We start from the raw sequence: 19140 nt of genomic DNA, 5'->3' as shown, positions 1-19140 counted from the left end.
CCGTGCCCTGTTACTTGAGGGGAGGGGTGAACAGCGCCAGAAGGGTGACGGTTTCGCGGCTGTCGTTACGCAGGCCGTGGGGAACCCCGGGTGGTGCAACACCGCAGGCGCCCGAAGGGAAGGGGATCTGCTCGGTTCCCATAGTGCAAACGGCCTCGCCGGAAAGGATATAGAAGGTTTCGCTCTGGGCTTCGTGGGTGTGCACAAAAATTTCGCCGCCCGGTTCCAGCCGCCCCAGGTGCATGGACATGGCGGGATTGGCTGCCGCAGTGACGATATCGCGCAGATGGTAGTCTTTGTGCTTGGGGTGCTGGTATTCGGGCTGCTCAGCTGTGTTCAACGTTGTTCCACCCATAGTCTCAGCCTCCTGAAAGATTCATGACATTTGTTTTTGCAAGGTTTCGGCGAGCACTTGCTCAACCTGCGCGAGAGCTTCGTCGAGTTTCTCCGGGCGACTGCCGCCGGCCTGGGCGAGATCCGGACGTCCGCCGCCGCCGCCGCCGACTACGGCGGCAAGTTGTTTGATGATGGCGCCGGCCTGCAGGCGAGCGGTGAGGTCCTTGCTGACTGCAACCAGCAGGTTGGCCTTGGCGTCGCTTTCACAGCCCAGCACCACGACGCCGGAACCCAAGCGATCGCGCACCTGATCAGAGAAGTCGCGCAGTCCCTTGCCGTCGACGCCATCAACCCGCACAGCGAGAAATGGCACCCCGGAGACCTCGCGCACCCGTTCCATGAGTTCGCCTGACTTTCCGGCATTGAGCTTGGCGCGCAGGGACTCGACTTCGCGCTCCAGCTCACGCTGGCGTTCCAGGAGCTTCTGCAGGCGACTCTCCATCTGTTGGGGGTCGCTTTTCACCAGCGCGGCCATGCGCGCCAGAGTCTCTTCCTGCCGCAGAATGTGTTCCACCGCCCGTTCGCCGGTTACCGCCTCAATACGGCGAACACCTGCGGCAATGCCGGATTCCTGCAGAATTTTGAACAGACCGATATCGCCTGCGGCGCGGGCGTGGGTGCCGCCGCACAACTCCATACTGAAGTCGCCGACGGCGATGACGCGCACGCTTTCGCCGTATTTTTCGCCGAACAGGGCGGTGGCGCCGGCGGCCAGGGCCTCGGCGGCCGCCATCTCCTGGCTGTCGACTTCGGCGTTTTCGCGGATTCGGCGGTTGACTTCACGTTCGATGCGCGTGAGTTCCTCGTCGGTCAAAGGCGAAAAATGCGTGAAATCAAAACGCAAGCGCTCGGGGGTAACCAGCGAGCCGGCCTGCTTGACATGATCACCGAGGACCTCGCTCAGTACTGCTTGCAATATGTGGGTGGCAGTGTGGTTGCGCGCCGTGCCCTGACGCGCGGCACCGTCGACCAAAAGTTCGGCGGCGTCGCCTTCACACAGGCTGCCTTCGAGTACCTCGGCATGGTGTACGATGAGCTCTGGCAGGGGGCGTTGCGCATCGGCGACGCGCAGGTGCGCACCGGCGGTCGTGATTTCGCCGCGATCGCCGACCTGACCGCCGGATTCCCCGTAGAAGGGCGTGGCGGACGTCACCAACTGCACCTTGTCGCCCGCTGCGGCTTTGCTGACCCGTTGTCCCTCACGCAGGATGGCGAGCACCGTGCCATGGTCGGTGAGGCGGCCGTAGCCGGTGAATTCGCAACGGATACCGGCTTCGGCCAGTTCCCGCCAGACCGCGTCGACAGCCGTCTCGCCGGAGCCTTTCCAGTGTTCACGGGCCTTGCGCCGCTGCTCTTGCATGCAGGCTTCAAATCCCTCCTCATCCAGGGTGAACCCTTCGGCTTCAACGATGTCCGCGGTGAGGTCCACGGGAAAGCCGAAGGTGTCGTAGAGGCGAAACACCACATCGCCGGGAATCCGCGAGCGCCCCTCGCCCTTGAGGCGCGCCATCTCCTCGGTGAGCATGCGCAGGCCGTTGTCAAGGGTCTGGATAAAGCGCTCTTCCTCGTTGCGGGTCACCTTGGCAATGTAGGCGGCGCGCTCGCCGAGTTCGGGATAGGGGCCGCTCATCATCTCGATAACCCGACCGGTACTCTGGCAGAGCAGCGGTTCGTTATAACCGAGCATCTTGGCATGGCGCGCGGCGCGGCGCATGATGCGGCGCAGAACGTAGCCGCGCCCTTCGTTGCTCGGCAGCACCCCATCGCCGATGAGAAAGGTGGTTGCGCGGCTGTGGTCGGCGATGACGCGCATGGAAACATCGTTGTCGGCGTCGGCGCCGTAGGGGTTGCCGGTGATTTCGGCGACAAAATCAATGAGGCCGCGCAGCAGATCGGTGTCGTAGTTGGAACTCACCCCCTGGATGACCGTGGCGATGCGCTCCAGGCCCATGCCGGTATCGACCGAGGGTTTGGGCAGGGGCGTCAGGGTGCCGTCGGCGGAGCGGTCGAACTGCATGAAGACATTGTTCCAGATTTCCATGTAGCGGTCGCAGTCGCAACCGACGGCGCACTCGGGCTTGCCGCAGCCAACTTCGGGACCGTTGTCCCAGAAAATCTCCGTGCAGGGACCGCAGGGGCCGGTATCGCCCATGCTCCAGAAATTGTCCTTTTCGCCGAAGCGGAAAATGCGCTCGCGGGGCACCCCTTCCTGCTTATGCCAGATATCGGCAGCCTCGTCGTCGTCGGTAAACACCGTGACGTAAAGGCGGCTTGTGTCGAGATTCAGATCGCGCGTGAGAAATTCCCAGGCGTAGGAAATGGCTTCTTTTTTGAAGTAATCTCCAAAGGAGAAGTTGCCGAGCATCTCGAAAAATGTGTGATGGCGCGCGGTGCGGCCGACATTTTCCAGATCGTTGTGCTTGCCGCCGGCGCGCACACATTTCTGCGAGGATGCCGCACGCACATAGGCGCGTTTTTCGCGACCGAGAAAGCAGTCCTTGAACTGATTCATGCCGGCATTGGTGAAAAGCAGCGTCGGGTCGTTGTGTGGCACCAGGGAGGAGGAGGGAACCAGCGTGTGGCCGCGATCCTCGAAAAATTTAAGAAACCGGGTGCGAAGTTCATGTCCTGTCATCATGGTGATCTACAGATCCCTTTCCTGTCTGATTATGGCAAAAATCTGTTCGAGGCTGAAGCCGCGTCGCTGAAAAAAGCTCAGAACCCGTCGTTTCTGACGCTCATCGGCATGGGCGTAATCAAAGCCGGGAAAACGTCGCTCCAGAAGGTCGCGCAGCATCTGCTCCGGTGCCAGTTCGGCCTCGGCGGCGCTCAGGGCCGCGACCGCGAGTTCCTCGCTGATGCCCCGGCGGCGCAGATCGAGAAGAATTCTGCTGCCTGCCGCGCGGCCGCTGCGCGCCAAGGCGCGGGCCCGTTCATGGGCATAGCGCTGGTCGTCGAGGTAACCCAGTTCAGAGCAGCGTTGCACGGTCTCTTGGATCTCTTCCTCTGGATAGCCTCGTTGCTGAAGGCCGGCGCTGAGTTCGGCAACGGAGCGGTCGCGCGCGCTCAGCAGCCGCAGGGCGCAAGTTAGCGGATCAGAAGCGCTCAATGTCGACGTCGTTTCCGGTTTGTTCTCCCTCGTCCGCCTCCTCTTTGTCAAAATCTTCCCAAGACAGGTCAGACGTTGAGGAAATGCCCGACATTTTGAGCTTGAAATCGTCGGGATTGGAGGCTTGGCGCAAGGCTTCATCAAAGGTGATGAGTTTTTTCTTCAGCAGAGTCATGAGCGACTGATCAAAAGTCTGCATGCCATAGGAGACAAAGCCTTGCTGAATGGAATCGCGCAGCAACTTGGTCTTGTCCTTGTCCTCCACCAGTTCGCGGGTGCGTGCGGTAGAAACCAGCACCTCGACGGCCGGAACCCGGCCCTGACCATCGGCGCGCGGTACCAGGCGCTGCGACACCACGCCGCGCAGTACGCTGGCGAGCTGAATGCGGATCTGGCGCTGCTGGTAGGGAGGAAACACCGCGACAATACGATTGATGGTTTCAGGTGCATCAATGGTGTGCAGGGTGGAGAGTACCAGATGCCCGGTTTCCGCAGCGGTCAGCGCGGTTTCGATGGTTTCGTAGTCGCGCATCTCGCCCACCAGGATGACATCGGGATCCTGGCGCAGGGCGCTCTTGAGGGCGACATCGAAGCCCTCGGTGTCAAAGCCCACCTCGCGCTGGTTGACGATGCTTTTCTTGTCCCGATGCAGGTACTCAATCGGGTCTTCGATGGTGACGATGTGGCAGGTGCGGCTGCTGTTGATATGATCGATCATCGCCGCCAGGGTGGTCGATTTGCCCGAGCCCGTGGCGCCGGTGACCAGCACCAGCCCGCGTTGTTCCATGGCGATTTTTTTGAGAACTCCGGGCAGCTGCAATTCGTCGAGGTTCTGTACCTTGAAGGGAATGACGCGCAGCACCATGGACACCGAACCGCGCTGAGAAAAGACGTTGACGCGAAAGCGCCCCAGTCCCGGCACGCCATAGGCGAGATCGACTTCATGGGTGTCGGCGAATTTGCGGCGCTGGGCCTCGGTCATCACGCCATCGGCCATGCGCGCAATGCTTTCGGAGACCATGCGCGGCGCGTTGGGCAGAGGTTTGAGGGCTCCGTCGATGCGATAGACAGGCGGCAGCCCGGCCTTGATGTGAATGTCAGAAGCGCGGGCGCGCAGGGCCAGTTTGAGGACGTCGTTGAGGTCCATGGTGTGCCTTTGTTTTATCCTTCCTGCGGTTGCGCGACCTTCTTCGCACCGAGGCCGAAATGTTCGAGCAGGCGTTCCTCAATGGCCTGGGCCGTTTCGGGATGCTCCTTGAGAAAGGTTTTAGCATTTTCCCGTCCCTGACCGATGCGCTCGCCCTGAAAGGAATACCAGGCCCCGCTTTTTTCGACAATTTCGCAGGCGGCGCCGAGGTCCACGAGGTCCCCGACGCGCGAAATGCCCTCGCCGTACATGATGTCGAATTCCGCCTCCTTGAAGGGCGGCGCGACCTTGTTCTTGACCACCTTGACGCGTGTGCGGTTGCCGATCACATCCTGCCCCTGTTTGAGAGAGGCGATGCGGCGGATATCCATGCGCACCGAAGCGTAAAATTTCAATGCGTTGCCGCCGGTGGTGGTTTCGGGGTTGCCGAACATGACCCCGATTTTCATGCGGATCTGATTGATGAAGATCACGCAGCACTTGGATTTGCTGATGGTTCCGGTGAGCTTGCGCAGAGCCTGGGACATGAGCCGTGCCTGGAGGCCGACGTGGGCGTCCCCCATTTCCCCTTCGATTTCAGCGCGGGGGGTAAGCGCGGCCACCGAGTCGACGACCAGCACGTCGATAGCGCCGCTGCGCACCAGCACTTCGGTGATTTCCAGGGCCTGCTCACCGGTGTCCGGCTGGGAGACCAGCAGGTCCTCGACTTTAACGCCGAGCTTCTTGGCGTAATTGATGTCGAGAGCGTGCTCGGCATCGACGAAAGCGGCAATCCCGCCCTTTTTCTGGGCTTCGGCCACGATATGCAGGGCCAGGGTGGTTTTACCCGAGGATTCGGGACCGAAAATCTCAATCACGCGTCCGCGCGGCACACCGCCGACGCCCAGGGCGATATCCAGAGAGAGGGCACCGCTGGGAATCGCCTCAATCCCGGGCAGGACCGTATTCTCACCCAGGCGCATGATGCTGCCCTTGCCGAATTGTTTTTCGATCTGACCGAATGCCAGATCGATGGCGCGGTTGCGATTGTCGTCAGCCATAAAAGGAAAAACCTCCGAAAGGTGAAACGTTTGATGTTCAGGAAGATCCTGCGTTGCCGAGGGCGGCGCGAAACAGGCAGGTATGAACGGCGCCTGCCGGTGTCAAGCGGCTTTGATAGCACCGCATTTCCGTCACCGACCAGGTTTCTCCCACGCGGTTCTGGTATCCGGCGAGCCGAGCAGGAGAGATTTTGCGGGTTTCTCTGGCCCGTCCGAGAGTCAGGTGGGGTCTGAAGGGCCGCTCATCGCTCCCCAGGCCGATCATCTTAAGCTTCTCGTCTAGATCCTGCTGCAACCTGAGCAGAGGTTCTTCCGGTGTAAGACCGAGCCAGAAAACCCGAGGTCGGGCGAGGTTGGGAAAGGCGTCGAGCCCGCCGATTTCCACTCTGAACGGCGCATGGAAATTCCCTACCGATAGCATAGTTTCCCGCACAGGATCAAGGCATTCTTCGGGCAGCGCCGGGAAAAAGCGCAAGGTCAGATGTATCTGTTCAGCCTTGACCCAGCGCACTGCGTCCAGCACGCCGGCGAGATCCCTCTGCAGCGCCAGGATGCGCTGTTGCAATTCCAGGGGCAGAGGGACGGCGATGAAGGAGCGCAGGCTCATGTTCCCTGATCTTCCGTTGCGGCGGCGAGCATGACCGGCAGCAGGACATGAAAGGCGCTGCCGCCCGCGGGCCCGCTCTCCACCCAGACCATGCCGCCATGGGCTTCCACCATGCCCTTGACCAGGGTCAACCCCAACCCGAAGCCCTTGCCGCCGAAGCCGGTGCGCGAGGTGGAGTGGGCGTTGATGTCGCCGACTTCATAGAATTTGTCAAAGACGCGCAGTTGCTCTTCGTCCTCGATGCCGATGCCGTTGTCCGCAACGGTGACCTGTATCAGCGGTCCGCCGAGGGTTTCCTGAAAAAACACCGGGGAGAAGCGGCTCAGGCTTTCCTTGTCCCCGTGCAGCTCGGCAAAACAGCGCAACCGACTGCGGATTTCAATGCCGCCGCCGGACGGGGTGTATTTGACTGCATTTTCCAGCAGCCGGGCGAAGGTGCGTTGCAGGTGGTAGGCGTCGCCGGTGAGTTCCGCTCCCTCGGGGACGCTGTGAAGTTTGAAGTCGAGCCGCCGGTCGGCGAGAACCGCCCGAAACTCCCCATGGACCTCATGCAAAATTTGGCAGAGATCAATTTTTTCCCGGGCCAGGTAAAGAGATTGGGACTCGAGGCGCGCCGCTTCGAGCATGTCGCGCACAATTGCTTCGAGGCGCTCCCCCCCTTGGACCAGGGCCGCTAAAAGCTGCGTTTCTTCGGCATCCAGGCGCGATTCCAGGCGTTGCACGAGAAATTGCGCGCCCGAGAGAATGCAGGTCAGGGGAGTACGTAACTCGTGCGAGGCGAGGGCCATGAAATTGCTCTTCATGGCCTCCAGACGCGCGAGTTCGCGATTGTGGCGCTGTGCTTGATCTAGGTTTTCCCGCAGTTGCCTGCGTGAGCGTTGCAGTTCGCGGTTGCTCGCCTCGGTGAGGCGGTTCTGCCAGCGCAATGCCTCATAAAGTTCGGCCCCCTGGATGGCGCTGCCGACCTGATGCCCGATGGCCATCAGCAGGTGGACTTCGTCGCGGCTGAGTACGCGCTGGTCGCGATTGTAGAGAAACAGCACGCCGACGGTTTGGTCTTTAGCGCTCAAAGGGATCGCCTGGAATCCACGCCAACCCGCGGTGCGAATAGCTTGGCTGCGCAGGCGCAGATCGTTGCTCAGGTCCGCGGAACTTTGCGGGCGGCCGCTGGCGGCGACTCGGGCGGCCATGCCGGTGCCTTGCGGCACCTTCTGGATGTCGGCCAGCACCTCCGGTTCGATGTTGCGGTGGGCGGCAAGTTGCAAGGTGCCGTCTGAGTGATGAACCAGGTAGATGCCGCCACCCTGGGCTTCAAAGACGTTGATGACATCTTCGAGAATCGCTTGCAGCAATTCATCCAGGCCGCGGTGGCCGGCGATGCGCCGGGCGATTTCGTTGAGCAGGGTCAGTTCGCGGTTTTTACGGCGTAGCTGCTGTTCGCTCAAGCGCACCCGGGTGACGTCGCGCACCACGCCGTGCACCACCTGCGCGTCATCGAGGTGGCCGAGGCGGGCATGAACCGCGCCGACCAGCCGCTGGCCGTTTTTGGTGCGAAAATGCAGATTGGGCTCTTCTGCATAGCCGTTGCGCACAACCCGGCGCATAAGGCGCAGATAGCGGCGCTCGTGGTGGCCGGGAAACAGCTCGGCGAGGGACAGGGCGCGGATTTCCGTCTCGCTATAGCCGAGGAGATTTTCGACCTGGCGATTGACCTGTAACAGATGGCCGCTGTCAGGTGCAATGAAGAAGATGGCATCGCCGGCATTGTCGAGCAGTTGCTGAAAGCGACGGCGTGAATGCTCAAGATCGCGCAGGGCCAGGGCGTTCTCCTGCTCCTTGTTTCTGAGTTCAGCCCTCAGAACGTTGCGGCGGCGACGTTGGTGAAGCCAGGCGAGGCCCAGGGCCAGAGCCGGCAAGGCGGGCAAGGCGGCACCCTGAATCAATGCCGTATGAAGCGCGCGGTTCGCGTTCAGGTTCCGCTCCGTAGTCATGACCGGGTCCGCAGCGGCGACCGTCGACAGAGCGGTGCCCGGCAGCAGAATCAAGGCTGCGCAGAGCGCCATGGCAAATGAGCGGCGGTGGGTTTTTTTTGTTGCTGCGACCATGACGTCCTCGGGCAGGTGAGGTTGTGGATCGCTGTCAGCGTTTGGGCTGTCCCCGCTCCACCAGATAGCGGCGGATCCATTCCAGGGCCATGCAAGCGGAAAGTTTGCGAATCTGGTCACGACTGCCGCTGAACCTGTAGCCTTTGGCCTGCTCAGCGTCATTGGCCGAAAGGGCGATAAAGACCGTGCCTACCGGTTTGTCCGGGGTGCCGCCGTCAGGTCCGGCGATGCCGGTCACGGCGATGGTGATATCGGTGCGGGTACTCTGGCGTAGCCCCGTGGCCATGGCGCGCGCGCAGGTTTCACTGACCGCGCCCTGGTCGTGCAGCATGCGTTTGGACACGCCCAGCCAATCGTTCTTGGATTGGTTGGAGTAAGTCACCGCGCCGCGATCGAGAAAGGCTGAAGCGCCGGGAATATCGGTGAGCCAGGCGGCCACCAAACCGCCGGTGCAGGATTCAGCCAACGACAGGGTCAGGCCGCTGGCGCTCAGCAGGCGGGCGACAGTCTGGGGCAAGGTTTCGCGCCCACGGGCGACGATGAAATCGCCCAGGCGTCGTTGAACGCTGACTTCGGCCTGATCGAGCAGGTCTTCGGCCGCGCGACCGGTGGCGCGCAATTTGAGGTGCACCAGGGGAAAGTCGACGCCGAATCCGATATTCACGCCGGATGGCAGGGTCAGGCCGTCGAGCAGGCTTTCGGTCTTGGGCTCGGAGAGACCGAATATTTTGAGAATGCGCTCGCACAGAGGCGGATGGCCGCCGCTCAGAGCGTCGAGGCGCGGCAGAAGCTCGGCTTCGACCATGGCCTCCATTTCCACCGGGACGCCGGGAAAAAACAGCAGCAGGCTCTGCTTCTGCTCAAGGAGAAAACCGGGAGCGGTGCCGCGCAGATTGGGCAGTACCAGGCATTGCTGCGGCAACAGGGCCTGTTTTTCGTTGCGCGGGTCCATCTCCAGGTCGTGTTCCTGAAAAAAGGCGCGGATCAGAGTCAGGGCCTCATCGTTGATTGTCAGCTGGAGATCGAAGGCGCGGGCGGCAGCGCGGGCGGTAAGGTCGTCGCGCGTCGGGCCCAGGCCGCCAGTGACCACCACCACCTGATGACGCGCCGCAAGGTCGCGCAGAGCCAGGGCAATGGTTTCCTCCTGGTCGGGAACGGTGCGCCCCTCGCCCAGCCGATAGCCCCCGGCATTGAGCAGACGCCCGATGGTCGCGGTATTGGTGTCGGGAATTTCGCCGTTGAGCAGTTCATCCCCGACGGCGAGGACTGCGATGTCGAGATTCACGACAACCTCCGATGCAATAAAATTTACCCCAGAAACGCCAGGCACAGATGCAGAGCGACGGCTCCGTAGATGCCTGCGACGACGTCGTCGAGAACCACCCCGACGCCGTTTTTCATGCGGCGGTCGAACCAACTGGCAGGCCAGAGCTTGACAATATCGAAAAAACGGAAAAACACAAAGCCCAGCAGCGCCGTTGTCCAGGAAAAGGGCACAAAGGCCACCGTGACAAGATAACCCACCAGCTCGTCGATGACAATGCGTCCATCATCGACCACCCCGTAGATGCGCCCCGCCTCCGCGGCGGCCCAGAAAGCCAGGACCAACAGCACCGTCCAGCTCAGTAGATAAAGCGGCACGGAGAGCCGCGCCAGCAGCCAGAAGGCGGGAATCCCGGCCAGGGTGCCGATGGTGCCGGGTGCCCAGGGAAAATAGCCGAGCCCTGCGTTGCTCGACAGCAGCAGGACAAGTTTTTGTTTATTTACGCCTTCATTCCTCATCCTGCATCCTTGACGCCATCTCCTGCGCTGCGCGTTCCACCAGACGGTAAACTTCGGGCAGGGGGCGGCCGGCGGCCCGGGCGAGACGCCGGCAGCCCTCGTATTCGGGAGCGATGCGCAGCAGGCGCCCGGCTTGGCGCAGTAATTTGACCTCGACCGCACCAAGTTCGGTTGCCAGGGTGGCGGTTTCGCGCTCGAGCTTGAGGCGCTCAACCGTCTGCTTCCGTACGCCGATGGCGCTGCTCTCACGCAGCAGATGCCCTGCCAGTTCAGCGCCGCGCCCCTGGGGAGCGATCACCGTGACGCCGACGCCGGGGCGGTTTTTTTTCATCTGCAAAGGGACGTAGGCTACATCCAGAGCGCCGGCGGCGAGCAGATCCTCCATTAGCGCCCCGAGCCATTCGGGGTTGCTGTCGTCGATGTGGGTTTCCAGCACCTCGACCTGGTCGGTGTCGCTCGGCACTGAGGTGTCACCGAGGATGCCACGCAGCAGATTGGGGCGATCTGCAAGATGGCGGCCACCAACTCCATAGCCGCTGCGTGCGACGTGCATGGCCGGCAGGGGGCCGAAGGTCGCAATCTCGGCGGCAATCGCGGCCCCCGTCGGGGTGACCAGTTCGAACTCTGAATTGCCGTCCACAACCGGAACTCCATGCAGAATTTCCACGGTGGCCGGCGCGGGCAGGGGGAAGTTGCCGTGGGCACACCTCACGAAGCCGCGACTCAGGGGCAGGGGGGCGCAGATGACTTGGTCGACACTTAGCACGGCCAAGCCGGCGGCGGCGGCGACGATATCGACGATGGAGTCGAGGGCGCCGACCTCATGAAAGTGGACCTCGTCCAGGGCGATGCCGTGCACCTTGGCTTCGGCGACGCCGATGCGGCGGAAAATACGCCGTGCCGATTCGCGCACCGGCCCCGCCAGTGAGCTTTGCGCGAGCATCGCGTCGATGTCGCGCCACGTGCGGTGATGGTGAGTTTCCTCGCACTCGACCCGTAGCCGTGTGCCGGCGATGCCCTGGCGGCGTTCCACAGCGGCTTGCAGCCGCCAGCCAGTGACGGGCAGCATCGTTAGCGCCGTTTCCAGATCCGCGACGGGCACCCCGAGATCGACCAGCAGCCCGAGAAACATGTCGCCGGAGATGCCGGAAAAAGGATCAAGGTAGAGGGTTCTCATGGTGTCTCGCCCTGGTTGATGCGATGCGCGGCATAGGCTGCGCCGAAGCCGTTGTCGATGTTGACCACGGTGACGCCGCCGGCGCAGGAGTTGAGCATGCCGAGCAGGGCGGCGACCCCGCCGAAAGCCGCGCCGTAACCCACCGAGGTGGGCACGGCGATGACCGGTGCGGCGACCAGCCCGCCGACCACCGAAGGCAGTGCGCCTTCCATGCCGGCCACGACGATGATCACCGCGGCGCGCCGCAACACGTCGGCGCGGGCGAAGAGGCGGTGCAGACCGGCAACGCCGACATCCACCAGCTCTTCCACCTGATGGCCGAGCAGACGCGCGGTGACCGCTGCCTCGCGCGCCACCGGCAGATCCGAGGTGCCGGCCGAGACCACCGCGATGGTGCCACGCCCGATTTGGTTCACGGGTTTCTGGATCAGCGCAAAGGTCCGTGCCTCGGGATCGAATTGTCCTTCGGGAAAATCGGAGAGCAGCGCCCGGCCCTTGTCCAGGTCGAGGCGGGTGGCGAGGATGTTGCCGCCGCGCTGCTGCATGCGGGCGACGATGGCCTGCAATTGCGCGGCGCTCTTGCCCTCGCCGAAAATGACCTCGGGAGCGCCTTGGCGCAATTCGCGGTGATGATCGATCATGGCCACGCCGATGTCCTCAAAGGGCAATCGTTGCAGCCGTTCCAGAGCCTCGGAAACGCTGGTCTGTCCTTGCTGTAGAGTCGTCAATAACTCTCGGAGTTCGGTGGCGTTCATTTCGACCTTTCCGCGGATCCGCCCAGGGTGGGAGACTGAAAGTGACGCGACAGATAGCGTTCGAACAGCTGCTCGGCCAGTTCTTCGCGCGTGCTGCCGATCCCCATGAGTTCGGCATGCAGCAGCAGCGGATCCGCCAGGGCCAGACGTTCGCCGTCGCTGCGCGTACCCAGGGCCTTAAGCAGAATGACTTCGCCATCGGGATCAGGGACCAGGCGCAGGCGCAGCATAATGGCCAGTGGGTCGCCGTTGAGATGCAACACCGCCTGCTGGGGCTTGACCCCTTCAAGAACCAGGGCGGCTCCGAGTTCGCCGCCGATCTGAATCTGGCCTTGAAGATTTTGCCGGCGAATCAGATCCGTCAGGGCACCCAAGCCGATGTCGGCGGCGGGGCGGCAATGCTCCACCAGCAGTTTCGGGCGCAGCCGCTCCAGGTAGCCGATCTCCCAGCGGCGGAACAGGTCGAGCCGATTGCGCAGACGGCGCTTGCCGCCGGCGTCGTCGACACTGAAGCCGCGTTCTTCGAGTTCCTTGAGAACCGGCCCCACCGCGCCCAGAGCCAACCCGGCCTCCTTGGCCAGGCGCCGGTAGTTCCAGTTGAGGGCTTCAGGCTTGCGCAGCAGCAGATGGATCAGACGCAGGCCCGAAGGCTGAAAGCCGCGGCTGGTGCGTGGCGGGCGGGCCTTGCGTTTGCGTCCGCTGACCTCGACCAGCAAACCGCCTTCATGCAGCGATGCATTGCCCACCGTATCCAGATAGGCGATGCCGTGGCTTCTCAGTTGTCCGGCCAGGCGCTCGGAAACAAAGTCTGCGAGCAGTAGCAAGGGGAAGTCCCTTGTCGCCTGGGCCTGGTGTATCGCCAGTTGTGCGGCCAGCGGGGTAAGGCGGGTCACCACCTGTGCCTGGTAGCGGCAGGCGCCCCAGGGGCCCGAGAGCTCCAGGTGGCCGGCATGATCGCTGCCCGCCGCGGCCGGAGAAAATTCAAAACGACAGCCGGGCAGGGCATGGAGCGAGGCCAGACATAGTTCGATGATGCTCTGTTCATTGTTTTTCTGGTTGGCCATGAACGCTCGTCTCAGGGATCGATGCGGTTGATGAATACTTCACGGGGGCGGCTGGTGCCGTCGGAGGGACCGATAATCCCTTCCTGCTCCATCTTCTCGATCATGCGCGCGGCGCGATTGTAGCCGACCCGCAGGCGGCGTTGCAGCATGGAAATGGACGCCTGGCGGGAATCGGTGACCAGCGCCAGGGCTTCATCCCACTTTTCGTCCAGTTCATCATCGTCGTCCTCGCCGCCGCCTTCGGCGCTGGGCGGCGCTTCAAGAATCGACTTGTCGTACTCCGGCTCCCCCTGTTTCTTGAGGAAATCGACCACCCGCTGCACTTCCAGTTCGCTGACAAACGCCCCATGCACACGCTGCAGAGCGCCGGTGCCGGGCGGCAGGTAGAGCATGTCACCCATGCCGAGAAGGGTTTCGGCGCCCATGGAGTCGAGAATGGTGCGCGAATCGATGCGCGAGAAGACCTTGAAGGAAATGCGCGTGGGAAAGTTGGCCTTGATCAGCCCGGTGATGACGTCGACGGAGGGGCGCTGGGTGGCGAGAATCAGATGGATGCCGGCGGCGCGCGCCATTTGTGCCAGACGCGCGATGGATTCTTCGATCTCGCGTCCGGCAACCATCATCAGGTCGGCTAGCTCATCGACGATGACCACGATGAAGGGCAGATGCCCGTGTTCGAGTTCCTCCCCGGCAATGGGTTGGATCTCCGGCAGCTCGTCCTCCATGAGATCGGTGCTCTCCACCACCATCACCCCCTGGGCTTTCTGCTCGGCCTTGTCCTTTTCCTCGCGCGCCAGCTTCTTGTTGTAGCCGTCGATGTTGCGCACCCCTTTGTCTGCCATCAGGCGGTAGCGCCGCTCCATCTCGCGCACCGCCCAATTGAGGGCCAGGGCGGCTTTTTTGGGGTTGGTCACCACCGGCAGCAGCAGGTGGGGGATGCCCTCGTAAATGGAGAGTTCGAGCATCTTGGGGTCGACCATGATGATGCGCACGTCCTCGGGGGTGGCGCGGTAGAGCAGGGAGAGGATCATGGTGTTGATGGACACCGACTTGCCGCTGCCGGTGGAACCGGCGACCAGCAGATGCGGCATTTTGGCCAGATCGGCGACCACCGTGCCGCCGAAAATATCCTGCCCCAGCGCCATGGGCAGCCGCCCCCCGGCGCGCTGAAAGACATCGGTCTCGATGATGTCCTTGAGCCACACGGTTGCGCGCTCGCGGTTGGGAATCTCGATGCCGACCACGCCGCGCCCGGGAATGGGTGCGACGATGCGGATGGAGAGGGCGCGCAAGGCCATGGACAGATCATCGGAGAGGCCGGCGATCTTGTTGACCTTGACCCCGGCTGCAGGAGCGAACTCGTACATGGTCACCACTGGCCCCGGCTTGACTTCGACCACCTCGCCCTGAACACCAAAATCCCTGAGCTTGTTTTCCAGCAGCCGGGCGTTGGCCATCAGCGACTCGCGATCGACGGGCGGCGCGGGGCCGCCTTCATGGTCGAGTAACGACAGAGGCGGGCGGTGGTAGGTGCCGGAGGGTTCAAGAAATTCAAAGGCGACCTGGCGTTCCTGCTCCTCCTGTTTTTTCTTTTTTTTCGGATTGACGCGCGCCACCGGGGCGGGCGTCACGGGCGCCTGAATCAGCGGGCCCTTTTCCTGGCGCTCGCCTTTTTCCCTGGCTTTCCGGGCTTTTTGTGCATCCCGCCGGGAGCGGCGTTCTTCGAGGCTGCGGCCAAGGAGATCCAGGCGACCGGAGAGAAACAGCACCATGGAAAAGCGCGTTGCAAGAATCAGCGAGACGAGAAAAAAGACGGAAAGCACAATGGCCGCCCCGGTCACATTGAGCCACAGCGAGAGGGTGTCGACCAGGATGCGCCCGGCGCCGCCCCCGGCCTCGTTGATGGTCTGGCCGAACAGCATGACCTGATCGAGACCCAGGGCCAGCATGCCTCCCAAGGAGAGCAGCAGGGCCACAAAGGCCAGGGATTTGTAGAGCCGGAATCTGACCTCGCGCATTTTCAGCAGGCGCCAAGCCGTCAGAAAGCAGATCAGTGGGATGAGCAAAGCGGGCAGGCCGACGGCCTGATAAAGCAGGTCGGCCACATGGGCGCCGACCACACCGCCGAAATTGTGAATTTTTTCCGGGTGCAGATTGTTGTTGAAGGACGGGTCACCGCTGTTGTAGGAGACCAGACACAGCAGCACGAACAGTCCCGCCGCCAACCACAGGAGGCCGGAGATTTCCTTTTTCAGAACACCGGCCAGGGATTTCTTCTCATCTTTGGACATAGTTGAATTCTGCTTAAAGTTCCATGATCACCGGCACGATGAGCGGCCGGCGTTTTATGGTGCGATTAAAGAGGCGGCGCAGAGCCTTGCGAACTTCGACCCGCAGCTCTTCCCATTCGGTGACGGCTTCGAGGCTGTGTTCCTGGAATACCTGCAGAATCACTGCGCGCATCTCCTCCAGATAGGCGGCGCTGTTTTCTTCAGGGATGAAGCCGCGGGTAAAGATTTCTGGCCCATAGACGATTTCGCCGCTTTTCTGATTGACGCCGAGAATCGCCATAACCAGGCCGTGATTGGCCAGATGGCGGCGATCCCGCAGTTCCATGGCGCCCACGTCCCCCACCCCTTTGCCGTCGACCAGCACCCGGCCGCTGTCCACCCGCGCCTCCCGGCGCAGGCCGTTGGGCCCCACCACCAGCGGTTGGCCGTTCTCCAGCACCCGGACGTAATCGGCGGCCACCCCCATGGTACGCGCCAGTTGCGCATGGCGCACCAGATGGCGGTACTCGCCGTGAATCGGTACGAAATAGCGCGGCCGGGTCAGCGCCAGCATAAGCTTGAGTTCCTCCTGCCCGGCATGCCCCGAGACATGGATTTCGCTGGTGGTCTCGTAATAGACCTCTGCGCCACGTCGGTAGAGGTGATTGATGAGGTTGCTGATGGCCTTCTCGTTGCCGGGGATGAATTTGGAGGAAAGGATCACCGTGTCGCCCGGTTCCAGCTCAAGTTGCTTGTGGTCGGCCATGGCGATGCGCATCAGCGCCGAAAGAGGCTCGGCCTGGCTGCCGGTGGTGATCACCATGACCTCCTGCCGCGGCAGATCGCGCAGGTCGCGCAGGTCGATAAGGGTCGCGTCGGGGATGCGCAGATAGCCTAATTGCCGTGCCACGGTGCAGTTGGCAACCATGCTGCGACCGTTCAGCAGCACCTTGCGGCCGCAGGCAACGGCCGCGTCCACCGCCTGTTGCACGCGATGGATATTGGAGGAAAAGGTCGAAACCATCACCAGATGGGGACAGCGCGGCAGAATCTCGGCCAGGGCGTCGCCTACGACCCGCTCCGAGAGCGTCATGCCCGGGCGCTCGACGTTGGTTGAGTCGGAAAGCAGCAGCAGCACCCCCTGATCGCCGTAGCCGGCCAGGCGCGCCATGTCGGTGCGGTTGCCGTCCACCGGGGTGTTGTCGAATTTGAAGTCGCCGGTATGCACGATCAGGCCCGCCGGGGTGCGGATCGCCAAGCCTGCGCCGTCGACGATGGAATGCGTGACGCGGAAGAACTCCACTGCAAAGGGGCCCAGGGAAACTTCTTCGGGTAAACTCACCCGGCGCAGCTCGACGCGATCGAGCAGATCGTGTTCTTCGAGCTTGTTGCGCAGCAGGCCCAGAGTGAGACCGGTGCCGTAGATCGGTGGAAAGCCTAACTCCGGAAGCAGATAGGGGATGGCGCCGATGTGATCTTCATGGCCATGGGTCAGCACCAGGGCGCGGATGTCTTTGACCCGGTGGCGGATGGCGCTGATATCGGGCAGGACCAGATCGATGCCCAGCATGTAGGCCTCGGGAAACATCAGGCCGCAATCAATGAGCAGCAGGTCCGTGCCGCTTTCGAGGACCATCATGTTGAGACCGATTTCGCCCAGCCCGCCCAAGGCGGTAATTCGTACCTCGGCAGGCTGCAATTCTATGCTCTCACTCATGTCGTGTCCGCCTTAGGTTCCCTCAGATTCGCGCTCAGGGCGCGGCGCACCGCATCCATCAACTGGTCGCGGTCATTGGTGGTCAGCCCATGCGTTTCAATGCAGGGCAGAAAGTTGACGCGGATAATGCCGGGACGAATCTTGCGGCTGTGTTTGCGGTGTGCCCGGCCGCTGCCGGTCACGGCCACCGGGATGATCGGCGCCTGCGCCTTGATGGCGGTCATGAAACCGCCTTTTTTGAAAGGCAGCAACTGATCGTCTGGGGAGCGCGTTCCCTCGGGGAAGATGACCACCGATTCGCCGCCGTGGATGCGCCGCGCCGCCTCATCCATGCTCGCTACCGCCCGTTGATGATCGCCACGGTCCACGGCGATGCAGCCGGCACGACGCATGGCCGTGCCGAACAGGGGAATGGAGAAGAGTTCCTTTTTGGCCAGCCAGCGAAAAGGTGGCCGAATGCAGGCCAGTAGGGCAAGAATGTCGAAATTGCTCTGGTGATTGGGCATGAAGATCACCGCCTGCCCGGGCTCCAATTCGAGTCGGCCGCGACATTGCACGCGCAGCCCCGCCAGGCGCAAACCGCCGCGCGCCCAGACTCTGGCCCAGTGGTGCACGGCATCCGCCCCGAAGAAGGACACCGCCAGGCTGATCAGCAGCAAGGCCAGGGTCCAGGGGATGAAAGTGGCCACAAAAAACAGGGTCCGCAGCATGTCTTGCGCCTTGGTTGATTGGCAAAAAAGTTAGTCTAAATGAGTTGTTGCGGTCAGTCAAACCTTTTTGGATTGGCCCTTTACAGCCCAGGGCAATTCCGCTAGACTCGTGCCCATTCTGTGAAATGCTAAAAGTCTTTGTCACTGGTGGTTATGTAATTTCAGGTAGTTACAAAGGGCTTAATTGCTAAAAGAAATTGTCACTCATTTCCCGAGTTTGAGCGAGTGACAATTTCTTTTAGCAAGTTGTTGAATCATAAATTTTAACAGTGAAGGCCCCCTCGGCGATTTTTGCCGAGGGGGCCTTTCTGTTAACAGAGCTTGTCTCTCAATCAAGATCAGACGGCGGTAGATATAGGCGCTCTGTAGGAGGTTGGCACTGGTCTCGCATTTTGTCCCTGGCCGCTGGGTGTCCTCCAATGATTGGCGCGGAGGTTGCTAAGGATAACTTGTGGTCCGGATGTGCCAGGCCTATAAGCAGGGAGGAGTCGCAATGGGGGAAAGCGCCGCTTTGGAACTGGATCGGAAATCCGACCTTAGGTAACAGGTAACCGTTCTCGCGAAAAAAGCAAAACCAGAGGAAGGACGTCAAGTGGAAATCAAATGGAGCCTTTACAAGAATCGAGACGGATACGAGAGCGTAGCTAGCTCTTGATCTCAACCAGCACTACAAATACCTCATCGATAATGGGAGATCAAAGATCGAGGCCGGTGAGGAAAAAACTCCCACCTGACCTGCGAAAAAGACCATCTCATCCCGCGGATGAAAATGGCCCTTCCTTTCTGTCTGAAAAGTCCCGGTCCCGAGATTGCTGGAAAACTGTGCTGGCACCCGTGCGAAAAAGGACGCCCGAAAGCGTCCGCTTTAAATCTCCCTGAAGCCGTGACATAATGCGTTCCAATGTACAGCAGGCAATCCAATGGAGGAAGGGATGATTTCTGGTGAAATAAGACTCAAATACGAAGACAAGGAAGAAGACGCTGTGAATGCGCAACTCTCACTTGATCTAAGTGGAACTTGGCATCAAAAGGGAGATCCGCAACCGTTTGGGATGATCGTAAATCTGGAGAGCGAACCCCCTCAAGGAAGCGGCGACGCCTGACTGGTGGTTGTGGGTTTCCTTATATTCTTATGGACATCAGCTTGTCAGGTCTGTTATCTTCACCATCCACTACCGATAGCACACACCCTTTCTGGACAGAATAACTGTCCAGGCCGATTTGCCGAGTTTTGCCGGCTGTGACTCCATACTAAAAATAA

16 protein-coding genes are annotated in these 19140 nt (G+C 61.5%); 1 reads left to right on the top strand and 15 read right to left on the bottom strand.

The genetic code is table 11. The features are described 5' to 3' along the window. Positions 1-10: 10 nt before the first annotated feature. Genes GFER_RS11700 through GFER_RS11630 form a run of 15 tightly spaced genes read right to left on the bottom strand, consistent with a single transcriptional unit; the run spans position 11 to position 17879 of the window. Positions 11-355, bottom strand: coding sequence for a cupin domain-containing protein (locus tag GFER_RS11700; protein WP_040099830.1), 345 nt, complete (start codon positions 353-355; stop codon positions 11-13). A gap of 21 nt (positions 356-376) precedes the next feature. Next, positions 377-3031, bottom strand: a complete 2655-nt coding sequence (gene alaS / locus GFER_RS11695) for an alanine--tRNA ligase (RefSeq protein WP_040099959.1) — start codon at positions 3029-3031, stop codon at positions 377-379. A gap of 9 nt (positions 3032-3040) precedes the next feature. Next, on the bottom strand, positions 3041-3505 hold the full coding sequence (locus tag GFER_RS11690) for a regulatory protein RecX (protein WP_040099828.1): 465 nt from the start codon (positions 3503-3505) through the stop codon (positions 3041-3043). Next, positions 3492-4652: a type IV pilus twitching motility protein PilT gene (locus GFER_RS11685; protein ID WP_040099826.1), complete on the bottom strand. Its 1161-nt coding sequence runs from the start codon at positions 4650-4652 to the stop codon at positions 3492-3494. Before GFER_RS11685 ends, GFER_RS11690 begins: the two co-directional genes overlap by 14 nt. A 14-nt stretch (positions 4653-4666) precedes the next feature. Then, a complete protein-coding gene (gene recA, locus GFER_RS11680) occupies positions 4667-5692 on the bottom strand; it encodes a recombinase RecA (protein WP_040099824.1) in 1026 nt (341 codons plus the stop codon). A gap of 37 nt (positions 5693-5729) precedes the next feature. Further along, a complete protein-coding gene (gene thpR, locus GFER_RS11675; protein ID WP_040099822.1) occupies positions 5730-6299 on the bottom strand; it encodes an RNA 2',3'-cyclic phosphodiesterase in 570 nt (189 codons plus the stop codon). After that, positions 6296-8404, bottom strand: coding sequence for a sensor histidine kinase (locus GFER_RS11670; protein ID WP_040099820.1), 2109 nt, complete (start codon positions 8402-8404; stop codon positions 6296-6298). The genes thpR and GFER_RS11670 overlap by 4 nt, the downstream gene beginning before the upstream one ends. A 34-nt stretch (positions 8405-8438) precedes the next feature. Next, entirely contained in the window at positions 8439-9689 is a 1251-nt protein-coding gene (locus tag GFER_RS11665; RefSeq protein WP_040099817.1) for a CinA family nicotinamide mononucleotide deamidase-related protein, read from the bottom strand. A gap of 23 nt (positions 9690-9712) precedes the next feature. Continuing rightward, positions 9713-10186 carry a phosphatidylglycerophosphatase A family protein gene (locus tag GFER_RS11660; RefSeq protein WP_040099815.1) on the bottom strand — a complete coding sequence of 158 codons (474 nt, stop codon included), beginning with the start codon at positions 10184-10186 and terminating at the stop codon, positions 9713-9715. Beyond that, a complete protein-coding gene (gene larC / locus GFER_RS11655; RefSeq protein WP_040099813.1) occupies positions 10176-11363 on the bottom strand; it encodes a nickel pincer cofactor biosynthesis protein LarC in 1188 nt (395 codons plus the stop codon). The genes GFER_RS11660 and larC overlap by 11 nt, the downstream gene beginning before the upstream one ends. Then, complete coding sequence (gene larB / locus GFER_RS11650) at positions 11360-12118, bottom strand: nickel pincer cofactor biosynthesis protein LarB (protein WP_040099810.1); 759 nt, start codon at positions 12116-12118, stop codon at positions 11360-11362. The genes larC and larB overlap by 4 nt, the downstream gene beginning before the upstream one ends. Continuing rightward, positions 12115-13182 (bottom strand): type IV toxin-antitoxin system AbiEi family antitoxin, encoded by a 1068-nt coding sequence (locus GFER_RS11645; protein WP_040099808.1) that lies wholly within the window; start codon positions 13180-13182, stop codon positions 12115-12117. Before GFER_RS11645 ends, larB begins: the two co-directional genes overlap by 4 nt. A gap of 11 nt (positions 13183-13193) precedes the next feature. Further along, positions 13194-15473 (bottom strand): DNA translocase FtsK, encoded by a 2280-nt coding sequence (locus GFER_RS11640; protein WP_052446334.1) that lies wholly within the window; start codon positions 15471-15473, stop codon positions 13194-13196. A gap of 13 nt (positions 15474-15486) precedes the next feature. Then, positions 15487-17169 (bottom strand): ribonuclease J, encoded by a 1683-nt coding sequence (locus GFER_RS11635; RefSeq protein ID WP_040099806.1) that lies wholly within the window; start codon positions 17167-17169, stop codon positions 15487-15489. After that, positions 17166-17879 carry a lysophospholipid acyltransferase family protein gene (locus GFER_RS11630; RefSeq protein WP_040099804.1) on the bottom strand — a complete coding sequence of 238 codons (714 nt, stop codon included), beginning with the start codon at positions 17877-17879 and terminating at the stop codon, positions 17166-17168. Before GFER_RS11630 ends, GFER_RS11635 begins: the two co-directional genes overlap by 4 nt. 932 nt (positions 17880-18811) lie before the next feature. On the opposite strand from GFER_RS11630, the gene GFER_RS18925 reads away from it, so the two are divergent. After that, positions 18812-18982 carry a hypothetical protein gene (locus GFER_RS18925; protein WP_153304544.1) on the top strand — a complete coding sequence of 57 codons (171 nt, stop codon included), beginning with the start codon at positions 18812-18814 and terminating at the stop codon, positions 18980-18982. Positions 18983-19140: the final 158 nt, after the last annotated feature.

The organism is Geoalkalibacter ferrihydriticus DSM 17813, from assembly GCF_000820505.1.
In the GTDB taxonomy this organism is placed as follows: Bacteria; Desulfobacterota; Desulfuromonadia; order Desulfuromonadales; family Geoalkalibacteraceae; genus Geoalkalibacter; species Geoalkalibacter ferrihydriticus.
This window is presented reverse-complemented; position numbering and strand designations above follow the sequence as displayed.